At 40.9% G+C, this 11,801-nt stretch carries 17 protein-coding genes; 14 read left to right on the top strand and 3 right to left on the bottom strand.

Translation table 11 applies throughout. The features are described 5' to 3' along the window. Nucleotides 1-136: 136 nt before the first annotated feature. Nucleotides 137-502 (bottom strand): YugN family protein, encoded by a 366-nt coding sequence (locus LC033_RS03970; protein WP_226566965.1) that lies wholly within the window; start codon nt 500-502, stop codon nt 137-139. Nucleotides 503-665: 163 nt separating this feature from the next. Here LC033_RS03970 and LC033_RS03965 point away from each other — a divergent pair, with 163 nt between their 5' ends. From LC033_RS03965 to coaD, 9 genes are all read left to right on the top strand, one after another. Beyond that, nucleotides 666-1,088: a CBS domain-containing protein gene (locus tag LC033_RS03965; RefSeq protein ID WP_226566972.1), complete on the top strand. Its 423-nt coding sequence runs from the start codon at nt 666-668 to the stop codon at nt 1,086-1,088. 121 nt (nt 1,089-1,209) lie between these two features. Further along, entirely contained in the window at nt 1,210-2,253 is a 1,044-nt protein-coding gene (locus LC033_RS03960; protein WP_226566964.1) for a CAP domain-containing protein, read from the top strand. A gap of 101 nt (nt 2,254-2,354) precedes the next feature. Continuing rightward, a complete protein-coding gene (locus LC033_RS03955) occupies nt 2,355-2,768 on the top strand; it encodes a YlbD family protein (RefSeq protein WP_226566963.1) in 414 nt (137 codons plus the stop codon). Between the two features lie 19 nt (nt 2,769-2,787). Next, nucleotides 2,788-3,036 (top strand): YlbE-like family protein, encoded by a 249-nt coding sequence (locus tag LC033_RS03950; protein WP_099680444.1) that lies wholly within the window; start codon nt 2,788-2,790, stop codon nt 3,034-3,036. Between the two features lie 72 nt (nt 3,037-3,108). Beyond that, nucleotides 3,109-3,516, top strand: a complete 408-nt coding sequence (locus LC033_RS03945; RefSeq protein ID WP_226566962.1) for a hypothetical protein — start codon at nt 3,109-3,111, stop codon at nt 3,514-3,516. A gap of 56 nt (nt 3,517-3,572) precedes the next feature. Continuing rightward, a complete protein-coding gene (gene ricF / locus LC033_RS03940) occupies nt 3,573-4,022 on the top strand; it encodes a regulatory iron-sulfur-containing complex subunit RicF (RefSeq protein ID WP_226566961.1) in 450 nt (149 codons plus the stop codon). 64 nt (nt 4,023-4,086) lie between these two features. After that, nucleotides 4,087-4,359 (top strand): YlbG family protein, encoded by a 273-nt coding sequence (locus LC033_RS03935; RefSeq protein ID WP_226566960.1) that lies wholly within the window; start codon nt 4,087-4,089, stop codon nt 4,357-4,359. Between the two features lie 273 nt (nt 4,360-4,632). Further along, nucleotides 4,633-5,241, top strand: a complete 609-nt coding sequence (gene rsmD, locus LC033_RS03930; protein WP_264188625.1) for a 16S rRNA (guanine(966)-N(2))-methyltransferase RsmD — start codon at nt 4,633-4,635, stop codon at nt 5,239-5,241. Next, nucleotides 5,229-5,711, top strand: a complete 483-nt coding sequence (gene coaD / locus LC033_RS03925) for a pantetheine-phosphate adenylyltransferase (protein WP_226566958.1) — start codon at nt 5,229-5,231, stop codon at nt 5,709-5,711. The genes rsmD and coaD overlap by 13 nt, the downstream gene beginning before the upstream one ends. A gap of 14 nt (nt 5,712-5,725) precedes the next feature. Here the strand turns inward: coaD and spoVV are convergent, their stop codons facing one another. Next, nucleotides 5,726-6,934: a dipicolinic acid transporter SpoVV gene (gene spoVV, locus LC033_RS03920; RefSeq protein ID WP_264188624.1), complete on the bottom strand. Its 1,209-nt coding sequence runs from the start codon at nt 6,932-6,934 to the stop codon at nt 5,726-5,728. 160 nt (nt 6,935-7,094) lie between these two features. On the opposite strand from spoVV, the gene LC033_RS03915 reads away from it, so the two are divergent. Both LC033_RS03915 and LC033_RS03910 read left to right on the top strand, forming a co-directional pair. Next, nucleotides 7,095-7,874: a patatin-like phospholipase family protein gene (locus LC033_RS03915; RefSeq protein ID WP_226566957.1), complete on the top strand. Its 780-nt coding sequence runs from the start codon at nt 7,095-7,097 to the stop codon at nt 7,872-7,874. A gap of 4 nt (nt 7,875-7,878) precedes the next feature. Next, on the top strand, nt 7,879-8,907 hold the full coding sequence (locus LC033_RS03910) for a SepM family pheromone-processing serine protease (RefSeq protein ID WP_226566956.1): 1,029 nt from the start codon (nt 7,879-7,881) through the stop codon (nt 8,905-8,907). Nucleotides 8,908-8,940: 33 nt separating this feature from the next. Here LC033_RS03910 and LC033_RS03905 read toward each other — a convergent pair whose 3' ends face one another. Next, nucleotides 8,941-10,188 (bottom strand): nucleotidyltransferase, encoded by a 1,248-nt coding sequence (locus LC033_RS03905; RefSeq protein ID WP_226566955.1) that lies wholly within the window; start codon nt 10,186-10,188, stop codon nt 8,941-8,943. A gap of 206 nt (nt 10,189-10,394) precedes the next feature. On the opposite strand from LC033_RS03905, the gene LC033_RS03900 reads away from it, so the two are divergent. From LC033_RS03900 to gerR, 3 genes are all read left to right on the top strand, one after another. Then, on the top strand, nt 10,395-10,913 hold the full coding sequence (locus tag LC033_RS03900; protein WP_226566954.1) for a YceD family protein: 519 nt from the start codon (nt 10,395-10,397) through the stop codon (nt 10,911-10,913). 21 nt (nt 10,914-10,934) lie between these two features. Further along, nucleotides 10,935-11,108 (top strand): 50S ribosomal protein L32, encoded by a 174-nt coding sequence (rpmF, locus tag LC033_RS03895; protein WP_008354700.1) that lies wholly within the window; start codon nt 10,935-10,937, stop codon nt 11,106-11,108. A gap of 136 nt (nt 11,109-11,244) precedes the next feature. Further along, nucleotides 11,245-11,784, top strand: coding sequence for a sporulation-specific transcriptional regulator GerR (gene gerR / locus LC033_RS03890; protein WP_226566953.1), 540 nt, complete (start codon nt 11,245-11,247; stop codon nt 11,782-11,784). Nucleotides 11,785-11,801 lie beyond the last annotated feature (17 nt).

Genomic DNA, 11,801 nt, shown 5'->3' with positions numbered 1-11,801 from the left:
TGGATAACTCACTCTTGTCCCCATAGAAAAAACACCTCCATGTTTTATTTCGGATCACAACGGTCCGTTTTCAAACTTGAAGGTGTTTTTTATTTGTCTCATCTTAGGGGGTCAGTCCCCTGGGCTGTGCTTTTCTTTATGCTTCAGCAGTCATTGATTCTAGTTTTTCTTTCAGCCGATCAAGTGTTTTTTTACTTGATTGGATAAGGGATTTAGGGAAATCTTCGCCCTCGCCATATTCAACACCATGCGGATAATAGTGTTTTCCAAGTAAAGGTGTTAGTAGCTGAATGCGTGCCTTTTTGGAACCGACATCTCCTTCAGTGGCGTAGCCAGAAATGCGTAAATAAAATGTTCCCTCGACCATGCTATACTTCCTGTCGAACGTCACACGCTCATAATCCCATTGATCGGCTCGTACAAATCCTTCACTTTCCATGATGAAATCCAATTTATTTAAGTCAGATGATACCTTTTCAATCCCTGTACCTTCAAACTTCACCCAAAACCCCTCCTTTTAAAAATTCCCTTTACTGACAATCATAGTATGAAAGCGTTAAACTTTCAACTGTGAAAGGTATGTTCTTTTATAAGCTGGTTATAGTAATAAAGAAAAAATAACGGATGGAGGAATCAACGTGAAAACGAAAAAAATCAAAGAGATTATGACAAAAAAAGTGGTGACTTGCCAAAAGAACGACAATGCCTACGAAGCGGCAGTGAAAATGAGAGATGCTGACATCGGCGCCATTCCAGTGGTTGACGGAGATCAACTCGTTGGAATTTTGACAGACCGTGACCTTGTACTCAGAGGTATTGCTGAAAAAAAGCCAAACTCACAAGAAGTTGGCGCGCTCATGACGAAGGAAGTACTGACAGCTGAAGAAGATGCGACGCTTGAAGAGATTGTCCGGTTGATGTCAGAGCATCAGCTCCGCCGTATTCCCATTGTAAAAAGCGGAGCATTAACGGGTATCGTAGCTCTTGGAGATTTATCAGTTGAAGATTTGTCAAATGATCGTGCGGGGGATGCGCTTACTGAAATCTCTCAACAAGATCAAGATCATGGACAAGGATTTCTTCACTAAGAGGGGCATATTTTAAATTCGTGTTAAATAGGCTGTATTGTCGTTGATAAATGGAGCAAGTTTTGTTTAAATGACAATAGAAGGTACTTTTGTGCCTTGCCAATTTAACGGAGGTGTTTATTTGAAAACTGTGCTCAAAACACTCTTCATCCTCCTGATTATATCCGGAACGTACGTTCTGTTCATTCAATATGGATCTTCACCAGAAAAAGATAACAGCAATGAACCGAAGGTGTCTAATGAAGAAACATCTAGCGATAAGCCGATTAACATCCCAAAAAAGGGCCTCATGTCCTTTATGGGAAAATCATCAAACGAAGTGCTTAAACAGCTGGGGGAACCAGATCGCATTGATCCTTCAGCATATGATTATGACTGGTGGATTTACAATCAATCGAAGAAGCACTATATTCAAGTAGGGGTAAAAGATAGTCAAGTGGTCACCTTGTTTGCAACAGGAGACGGGCTCAATGTGGAACCGTTTAAAATCGGTCAAGCCACAAGTAAAGTATTTAAAAAAACACAAATCGCTCCTTACATTCATGTAGAGGATAAGCAAAATTCATTTCGCTTTGAATTCTCAGAAGATGATATGAATACAAGGCCAACGGTGAAAGTGGGAGATGATGTCTATGTTCAGCTCTACATGGATAAGTTTGAAAGCACCCTTTCAAGTATCAGGGTCTTTAATGCGGATACATTTGTGAAACAAAAGCCTTATGAAGTCGTCTATCGAGGTCAATTGATAGAACCTGAAACGATATCAGGAGAAAAATGGAAAGAAATCCAAGCTTCTAGTCAAAAACAAATTTTTGATATGACCAATATTATCCGCCATAAGTACAATCTTCCAACCTTAAAGTGGGACGATGAAACCTCCGAGGTGGCATTCATGCATAGTGAGGACATGAAAGAGAATCATTATTTCTCCCACGAATCTAAAAAATACGGTACGCTGAAAGACAGATTAGAAAGGGGAGAGGTTACATTTCAGCTCGCAGGTGAAAACATTGCTTACAACTATGTAGATGGACCAGCAGCTGTAGAAGGCTGGCTTAATAGCGAAGGTCACCGGAAGGCGTTATTAAATAAAGATTACACGCACCTTGGCGTAGGTGTGAAAGAAAAATATTATACGCAAAACTTCATCAAGAAAACATCTTAAAACAAAGCCGCAAATGCGGCTGTTTTTTTGTAAAAAAGGGGCTCACCAAAACAAATATTGGTGTATATAGTATAGTAGGCATTTGTATGGGGGGTGAGGATATGACAAACAAGCAAAAGCAAACATCCATTGATGAATTTAAACAATTTGTCAAACGCCATCCGAAATTAATTCAAGAAGTGCAGACGCAAGAAAAAAGCTGGCAAACTCTATATGAGAATTGGGTTATGTTTGGTGAGGAAGATGAGATGTGGTCTCCTTACAGGCAAACGCAATCTGAAGAAGTAAAAGAAGAAAAAGCCTCTAAGCACAGTGAACCGGGAAAAGCAGATTTTGTGTCTAAAATGGTTTCTGCTGTGAAAAAAATGGACGCTGATCAAATGAATGAGCAGATTAACAAAATGAGCCAGTCTATTTCCTCTTTACAAAGCTTACTTGGCCAATTTTCATCAAATGGCTCAAAGAAGGGTTCGTCTGGAGGCAGTCAGCACCCATTCTCCTTCAGGAAAGATTAATTGAAAGGGGATGCTTTTGGTGCGGAGAGAAGTACAGGAGTTTGTCATGGCAGAAGAGGATCGAATCAAATTCATTAGACAACGTCCTCTCTGGTACAGACAGCTGACTCGACATCCTGAAAATCTATCTTCCTTTGAATTAGATAAAATGAACTTTTACGAAAAAACCATTCCTCATCGTGTGAGTCAGTTAAGCAATAGTGTCCAAATGGCCGAAATGATGATTCAAATGTTCCAAGCAATGCGCAATCAAAATGGAGCCGAATGAGGCTTTTTTGAGTTGATTAAGATGTCTAGTTCATGAGCATCCTATGAAAGTAGACGAAAGGAGAATCAGAAGATGAAATGGATTCTGTCAATATGCGCATTGCTTTTTCTTGTGACCGGGTGTCAAAGTCAACATGAACAAGAGGAAGTGATCAAGCAAGAACCAGCAGTACAAGTGATGCAGCAAGCCCAAATTGAAATAAAGCAGCAAGGCTTTTTAAAATACAAAGTGCAGGGATCAGCTGTCTATATAGAAAGTACGCTTCAAGATTTCCATCTTGAGCCTTCACTTGGAAAAAAGAATAAGAAGGCGGGATACTTCACAGTATATGTAGATGGGAAGCGTGCGGACAATGAGTATACTGCTGCATTTGTGGTCAAGCACCTTTCAAAAGGAAAGCATAAAGTGACCGTTGTGCTGAATTCCCGTCACCCTGAATATAAACAGAAAAGAGAAACATTGGATGTATTTGTTACGTAAAAGGATTTTCTGATCAATAGGTTTCGTGGTAAACTATGATTGGAGGTGCAACATTTATGTATGCGACAATCGAATCTGTGGAGCTCCAAGAGGAAGCAAATCAATTGGCTGCCATGATTCTTCAGTCGGAGGAGGCTGAACATTACCGAAACTGCTTTAAGCGTCTCCAGCAAGACGAAGAAGCCCAACAAATTATTGCCCATTTTACAAAAGTAAAAGAGCAATATGAGGGTGTGCAGCGGTTCGGCAAATACCATCCAGACTATAGAACGACCACAAAGGAAATGCGTGAGGTCAAAAGAAAGCTAGATCTTCACGATACAGTGGTTGATTTCAAGAAAGCAGAAACAGCGATTCAATGCATTTTAGATGAGATTAGTATTGAATTCGGTCAAGCTGTATCAGCATATATTAAAGTTCCAACAGGGAACCCATATTTTGATGGTCTATCATCATGCGGCGGGGGCTGTCAATCAGGAGGCAGCTGTGGCTGTAAAGTATCTTAACGAGACTTGAACGTCTCGTCTTTTCCATATTGGCTGAAAAGAATTAAAAACGGCAGGTGAAAAGATGGAAACCAAACGTCAAGGCATGGTTGTTTGGCTGCATTCGTTAAAGCAGTCAAATGCGCTAAGGAAATTTGGGAATGTTCACTATATTTCAAGGAAAATGAAATATGCAGTGATCTATTGTAATATGAATGAGCTCGACCGCCACATGGCAAAGCTAAGCTCATTACCATTTGTGAAACGTGTTGAGCCTTCATATAAGCCCTTTATTAAATTAGAGTACGAATCCAAATTGGACAAAGCAAAAGAGTATGATTATAAGGTGGGCTTTTAAAGCCACAAAAAAATCCCCACGGCATCACCCGCGGGGTCCTTCTATTCTTAATGTTTCATTAAGGAGAAGGCAAAGGGAGAGGAGAAACCGGAGGAAGAACTTATGGGGAAACGTAAGTCTTCTCCGCGGTTGGCACAGCACCACATCAGATGCTGTTACAAGTAGTATGACCCCTTAGCCTGTCATGTATACATATAAAATGATGAAAATCTACGCATTGTCCCATGTGGAGTGGATGTGGTAAGATAATGTTGGAATTTTTGTCATAAGACAATGATCATAGATGCAAGCAGAAAAAGTGGTGGGAAAATGAGAGTCATCTCTGGAACGAGAAAACGCCGTACGCTCAAAGCGGTACCAGGTCAATCAACAAGACCGACAACAGATAAAGTAAAGGAATCTATTTTTAATATGATTGGCCCGTATTTTGATGGTGGATGGGCTCTTGATTTATTTGCAGGAAGCGGTGGTTTAGGAATTGAAGCTCTTTCTAGAGGATTCGATCATTGCATATTCATTGATCGAGATATGAAGGCGATTCAGACGATTAAAGAAAACTTGAGTCAACTGTTGCTGATGGATCAAAGTGAAGTATTTCAAAATGATGCCCAGCGTGCATTAGCAGCCATTGTGAAGCGAGGAGAATCGTTTCAAGCCATCTTCCTTGATCCGCCCTATCAAGATCAAAAGCTGAAAGCACTTCTTGATATGATTGATGAGCACTCCCTATTAGCAGATGATGGCGTGATTGTTTGTGAGCACGATAAAGACGTCATGTTGCCAAATGAAACTGGACAGCTCCACATATCAAGGCAGGAACTGTACCGATTGACTGGCATTACGATCTATAGAAAGCGGGGAAATGAAGCATGGGAAATATAGCCGTTTGTCCAGGTAGCTTCGATCCAGTCACATTGGGCCATTTAGATATTATCAAAAGAGGAGCAAATATTTTTGATGAAGTGTATGTATGTGTATTAAATAACTCCTCAAAAAAACCGTTATTTACAGTTGAAGAACGTTGCGAACTCATTCGGCAAGCGACAAAGGATTTGCCAAACATCAAAGTTGAATCCTTTCATGGACTGCTTGTCGATTATGCGAAACAGAAAGAAGCCAAAGTGATTTTACGTGGACTAAGAGCTGTGACGGACTTTGAATATGAGATGCAAGGTACATCGATGAACAAAGTCTTAAATGATGAAATTGAAACGTTCTTCATGATGACCAATAATCAATACTCCTTCTTAAGCTCAAGCATTGTCAAAGAAGTAGCGAAGTATCATGGATCAGTCAAAGAGCTTGTACCAAAAGAGGTAGAAGAAGCGCTGAAAGAAAAATTTAATGAATGAGTGCAATCGTGCACTCATTCATTTTTTAGTTTCTGATAGTATAAAGCAATATACACGATCAGGCTGAACAAGGTGATTAAAGGACCAGCTTGCACAAGCTGATTCCACAACACACTGCTGAACATGACGACTTGATGGCTTGTTTCAAATGTTCCTGCCGGAAGAACCATGTCTGACCGAGATACATAAAGCGGTTCGAATAATAAAAACGCAAAGAAAGATGCATAAATCCCGTGAAGCAAACGGGCGAAGAAAAACGGTTTAAAGCGTATATCTGTTGCGGCTAAAATGCCGGCTACCTGGGCTTGAACGGAGAACCCACTAAATCCTAAAATAAAGCTGACAACAATTGTTTTGGCGAGAAGTATAACCTCTTGTGAGCCTGTTAACTGACTTCCTAAAGTGATTTCAAATAAACCGGCAATCATGGCTAGATCTAATTCTGGTGGAAGGTGCATCGTTTGCAGCATAAATCCGATGCCTATGGAGAGAAGATCTGTCACATGAACAACGGACAACATTTTACTAAAGACAGAGAATAAGATAATAAATCCGCCTATCATAAAGAGTGTTTGTACTGACGACATGACAGCATCGCTTAAAATTTGGCCGAGCGGTCTTTTCTCTGCGAGCCTTGCTGTATGAAGGGCATTGAATGCCTCTTTAAAAGGTGGAAATAAAAATCCCTTTCGGCTTCTAAGATGCGCATCATGCCGTGCTTTATACCCGCGCATCGTCACACCGACAGCAAGGTTTCCTAAATAATGTGCACAGGCTAAGACAATCCCTAAAGCTGGGTGATGAAAAAAACCAACAGCCACCGCTCCAAAAATAAACAATGGATTCGATGAATTCGTAAACGAAACAAGGCGTTCTGCTTCGATTCTCGTCAGCTGTCCTTCCTGTCTGAGCCTTGTCGTCAATTTAGCGCCAGAGGGGAAGCCTGAGGCCATTCCCATAGCCAATACAAATCCGCCTACACCAGGCACTCGAAAGATGGGGCGCATAAATGGTTCTAATAACACCCCGACGAATCTGACAATCCCGAAACTAATTAATAGCTCGGACAAAATAAAAAAAGGCAGCAATGATGGAAATACAACCTCCCACCACATTGCAAGTCCATTTTTTGATGCTTGCAAAGAGGCTTGTGGATGTGTAATCACAGTGGCGGTTAAAAAGATAAAAAAAGCAGCGATGAACATAGTGTTCCATTTTTTCATGAAGATTTCGCCCCTTGCCGTTATGATCTATTGGCGAGCTCGTGATCAAAGAAAAAGAAAGAAATTAGCCGAGCCTGTCTTCTATTACTATACGAGCAGAAGGGGCATGTTTAGACCTATAGATTCGTATATATGCATAGAAAGAGGAGGTTGGATTTTCATGAAGCGACCGATCATCGGGCTTGCGCTAGGCTCCGGGGGTGCTAGGGGAATGGCGCATATCGGAGTTTTATCTAGTCTTGAAAAACAAGGAATTCAGGTGGATATGATTGCGGGAAGCAGTATTGGCGCACTTGTTGGCAGCTTTTATGCGGCAGGACAAGACGTAGAAAAAATGAAAAAACTTGCACTTGTCTTCAGAAGAAAGTATTATGCTGACTATACACTGCCAAAAATCGGTCTTTTAAAAGGGAATCGAATTTTGCAGCTGATCCACACGTTTACATATGGAAAAAAAATCGAGGAATTGCGAATGCCACTTGCGATTGTTGCTTGTGATTTACAGACAGGAGAAAAGCTTGTGTTTAAAGAAGGCTCTGTCTCGCAAGCAGTCAGAGCGAGCATTAGCATTCCAGGCGTGTTTGTTCCGCACGAAATAGGAGGCAGGCAATTGGTAGATGGAGCGGTTGTTGACCGCATTCCTGTTTCAGTTTTAAAAGAAATGGGTGCAGACCTCATTATCGCCTCTGATGTATCAAGAGTGAAAAAAACAGAAAAGGCGACGAGATTATCGGATGTCATTATGCAAAGTTTGGACATCCTTCAAAATGAATTGGTTCGTCATCAAACCATTCACGCAGATCTCATGATCAGGCCGAAGCTTGAAACATTTAGCTCTAGCGCGTTTACTCAAGTTCAAGAAATGATTGAAGCAGGTGAACTCGCAGCAGATCAACTAAAAGTTAAACTGAAAGATGTCATTGATAAATGGGAGTGTTAATCGAATGAAAAAAATGAATATTCGCTGGCTTAGCTTTTTTGTAGTTGTCCTTGTATTATTTGGCTTAACTTTTGTCAAACTGCCGTATTACGTGACAAAGCCGGGTGATGCAACAGAGATTGCTCCGCACATTAAAGTGGACGGAGGGTATGGTGAGAAGGGCAGCTTCTCGCTGATGACCATTAAAGTAGGTCCAGCCAATCCATATACGTATTTGCTTGCTAAAATGAACAAGTATGACGAGATTGTCCCAGAAGAAAACATTAAAGCAGACGGAGAATCAGATGAAGATTATATGAAACGACAGCTTCAGCTGATGAAAAGCTCTCAAGAAAATGCGATGATAGCAGCGTATACAAAAGCAGGGAAAAAAGTGGATTATACGTTTAACGGGGTATATGCAAGTTACGTGATGAAAGGCATGCCTGCATACGGAAAAATTGAAGTGGGCGATCGGATTAAAAATGTTGACGGCAAGACCTATGATTCTGCTGATAAAATGGTTTCGTATATCAGCAGCAAAAAAGCAGGTACATCTGTCCGCTTTGTACTCGAACGTAATGGGAAAGAGGTCACAAAGCAAGTGACCTTAAAACCATTTAAAGAGGAGCCAAAAAGGGTGGGAATTGGCGTATCATTGTATACAGACCGTCATGTAAAAGTATCACCTTCTATTAAAGTAGATATTGAAAATATCGGTGGCCCATCGGCAGGTTTAATGATGTCGCTTGAAATGTATAATCAGCTGACAAAAGAAGACGAAACTCACGGCTATGCGATTGCGGGGACTGGAACGATTGATGCTGATGGTACGGTTGGACCAATTGGCGGAATTGATCAAAAGGTCGTTGCCGCCGATAAAGCAGGGAAAGACATATTCTTTGCACCAAACGATAAAGGTGATCCTAACTCAGACTACAAAAATGCAGTCAAAACAGCAAAAGATATTAAAAGTGATATGAAAATTGTCCCTGTTGATACGATGCAAGATGCACTGAATTATGTAAACAAATTAAAAGAGAAAGCATCATAATAAAAGAGCAGCCCTCGTCAAGGCTGCTCTTTTTTATCGAGATTGAAAGAGACCAGTAACTTCATCATATCGAATTGGTGATGTTTTAAATTCTGCTTCCGTTAAGTCCGTTTGCATTGGCTCGCAGATGGGAAGGCTGAAGACGCGAGCAGCGCGAATGTCAACATCAAGTGCGGGATGTGAAAAGGAAGACAGTTTACTCACGAGCGGAACATCCAATTCTTTTTTTACAAGTGACAAATATTGCTGCCCTTTCTTTGACATACCGAGTAAACGAATGTAGGGCGCTGTTTTCTCTTCAATTAGCTCATGCATTGTCTTTTTCTTTACTCTCATTAAAAGGTGCGTATTCATTCGCTGTAACCTTGTCCATGTATATCGTTTTGTTTTCACGTGTGATAGATATTCCTCATAGGAAGATGCGTGTGTGATCGCTTTTTGCATACGGTGTTCAATGCCTTCTTCAATTTCGTATATCTCCTCTAGTTCGGCCATATCCATTGTGTGAAAGACATGTTTTAAGAAACGAAAATAGGCTTCTTGTGTATGTAAAAGACCGTATGAAGATTGATAGGCCTGTAATTGCTTTAAAGTAGCGGCCGTAAGGTAAGGTGTAGCCGCTTCAAAAGAGCTGTGCTCTTTTAAGGCTTTTCGAATACTTGTTGCGCTTGCGATTTTCTGGTTTTCAGGAAGTTCTTCATCATGGTAATCAGATGCAATTCTTTGAGAGGTAAAGGGCTGCAAGTGAGGAAATCTCTCTAAGATGGCCTTTACATAATGGAAGCCTAAGATGTTATTCGGTTTCGACAGGTCCAGTAAATGCCCAGGATAAATGGCCTCTTGAAACGCAGTGGCTGCTGCTGCCGGATAACTAAGACCTTCTTTTACCCTCTTTTTTGTTAAAAAGTCAATCTCTGCTTTTTTCTCATGCCAAGCGTGTGCTGTGCGCTCAAATGCCGTGATGTCCCCATCCTCGCTTCCGAAAAAAAGAGAGCGGCATTTTAAAGCATCTAGGATAGACACAGCGCCACCTGCAAAAGTTTCTGCCTTTTGTACCGCGTATATGTATGGAAGCTCACACACAATGTCTACACCGTTTTGCAGTGCCATTTTTGTACGTGCCCATTTTGAGACGATTGCAGGTTCTCCGCGCTGAAGGAAGGAACCGCTCATAACGGCAATGGCAACATCTGAGGAGGTTTGTTTTTTTGCCTGACGAACATGATAGGCATGTCCATAATGAAATGGATTGTACTCTACAACGACTCCCACTGCTTTCATTATATGCTCCGCCTTTCTTGCTATGGTTAAATGGTCTATGCTACAGTAGCATAAGGGAAAAATGAAGCCCATTTTTTTCAGTGTAGGCATTTAAGGAACTGATGTCAAACAACCCTCTGACATCACGAAGGACTGTAAAGAAAAAATATTGACAAATAGCATGATGAAAGCTATAATCATGTTTGTTGCTCTTAGAGGTGATACAATTGAAATGGACAGTTTATCAGTTACATCAAAAAGCCAAAAACAGCTTCGATTTTCATGAGACGGTTGACTTAAATGAACTTACTAGCCTTCATTCAGATATACGTCGTATTTCACCAGTAGAGGTGAAAGGGACTGGAGTGATCGAATCAAAGCAAGTCGCATTTTACTTAACCATCACAGGTGAAATGACATTGCCTTGTTCAAGAACGCTTGTTGATGTAAATTATCCATTTGCGATCTCAACAAAAGAACTATTTGTACTTCATAAGACAGACGATATAGAAGATGAAGACGTTTCCGTTGTGGAAGACGATATTATCGACTTAACGCCTATAGTCAAGGAAGAAATTCTTCTTGAAGTGCCGATGCAAATCTTTTGCGACCAAACAGACGTAAAAGGTGCTGCACCACAAGAAGGGAATGACTGGGCTGTCATTTCGGAAGATGCACATCAAAACCGAATTGATCCGCGTCTGGAAGGCTTGAAGAAGCTATTAGAAGAAAATAATGAATCTTAACTCTTTAAGGAGGTGGGAATAATGGCTGTACCTTTTAGAAGAACTTCTAAAATGAAAAAAAGATTGCGTCGTACGCATTTCAAACTACAAGTACCTGGTATGGTAGCTTGCCCAGAATGCGGTGAAATGAAAATTTCTCATCGTGTTTGCAAATCTTGCGGAACATACAAAGGCAAAGACGTAAAAAGCAACTAATCAATAAAAAAGCGTGAGGGAATCTTCCCTTGCGTTTTTTTTATTTGTCTATTTTTTAGGTTTATGTCCTGTAAATAGTCTATCTACTCTAGTAAGCGCATATGATGTGGTATTCAGATTCAGGGGGGATGATCAATTGACGATTACAAGGCAGGACGCATGGACACAAGATGAAGATTTACTGTTAGCAGAAGTCGTCTTAAGGCATATTCGAGATGGCGGGACCCAGCTTTCCGCATTTGAGGAGGTCGGGAAAGCACTGTCGAGAACAGCTGCAGCATGTGGATTCAGGTGGAATTCTTACGTCCGAAAACAGTATCAAGCAGGAATTGAGCTGGCGAAAAAGCAGCGGAAAGAATTGCGTAAAAAGATCGGTATCCATTCCTCAGGTTTACCACAGCAGGCGTTAACAATAGAGGAGAAGACATCTTCAGATCAAGCTGAATTGACCCTTCGAGAAGTGATTCAGTTTTTAGAGCAGCTTGAGAAAGAACCGTCTGGTCCAGCTTATTTATGCGAGGAGCTAAAGGATGCACACCATCAATTAAAGTTGCTCACAGAAGAAAATGAACACTTGAAGCGTCAATTGAAAATGACAGAAGAAGATTACCGGGCACTCATTGGTATTGTTGAAAGAGTCAAACAGAATATCAGCTTAAAAGACTATGCAAAATAAGAAAACGCCCCTCGCAG

Origin of the sequence: Bacillus stratosphericus (assembly GCF_020524495.1) — a bacterium.
In the GTDB taxonomy this organism is placed as follows: domain Bacteria; phylum Bacillota; class Bacilli; order Bacillales; family Bacillaceae; genus Bacillus; species Bacillus stratosphericus_B.
Note: the sequence above shows the minus strand (reverse complement) of the source record. Positions and strands in the feature narration are given on the sequence as shown.

Bases quoted from the DNA above. Each gene is read 5' to 3' on its own strand.
- LC033_RS03965 (WP_226566972.1), top strand. From the start codon at position 666: ATGACAAAAAAAGTGGTGACTTGCCAAAAGAACGACAATGCCTACGAA.
- LC033_RS03955 (WP_226566963.1), top strand. From the start codon at position 2,355: ATGACAAACAAGCAAAAGCAAACATCCATTGATGAATTTAAACAATTT.
- LC033_RS03945 (WP_226566962.1), top strand. From the start codon at position 3,109: ATGAAATGGATTCTGTCAATATGCGCATTGCTTTTTCTTGTGACCGGG.
- ricF (WP_226566961.1), top strand. From the start codon at position 3,573: ATGTATGCGACAATCGAATCTGTGGAGCTCCAAGAGGAAGCAAATCAA.
- LC033_RS03935 (WP_226566960.1), top strand. From the start codon at position 4,087: ATGGAAACCAAACGTCAAGGCATGGTTGTTTGGCTGCATTCGTTAAAG.
- rsmD (WP_264188625.1), top strand. From the start codon at position 4,633: ATGATCATAGATGCAAGCAGAAAAAGTGGTGGGAAAATGAGAGTCATC.
- coaD (WP_226566958.1), top strand. From the start codon at position 5,229: ATGGGAAATATAGCCGTTTGTCCAGGTAGCTTCGATCCAGTCACATTG.
- spoVV (WP_264188624.1), bottom strand. From the start codon at position 6,934: ATGAAAAAATGGAACACTATGTTCATCGCTGCTTTTTTTATCTTTTTA.
- LC033_RS03915 (WP_226566957.1), top strand. From the start codon at position 7,095: ATGAAGCGACCGATCATCGGGCTTGCGCTAGGCTCCGGGGGTGCTAGG.
- LC033_RS03910 (WP_226566956.1), top strand. From the start codon at position 7,879: ATGAAAAAAATGAATATTCGCTGGCTTAGCTTTTTTGTAGTTGTCCTT.
- LC033_RS03905 (WP_226566955.1), bottom strand. From the start codon at position 10,188: ATGAAAGCAGTGGGAGTCGTTGTAGAGTACAATCCATTTCATTATGGA.
- rpmF (WP_008354700.1), top strand. From the start codon at position 10,935: ATGGCTGTACCTTTTAGAAGAACTTCTAAAATGAAAAAAAGATTGCGT.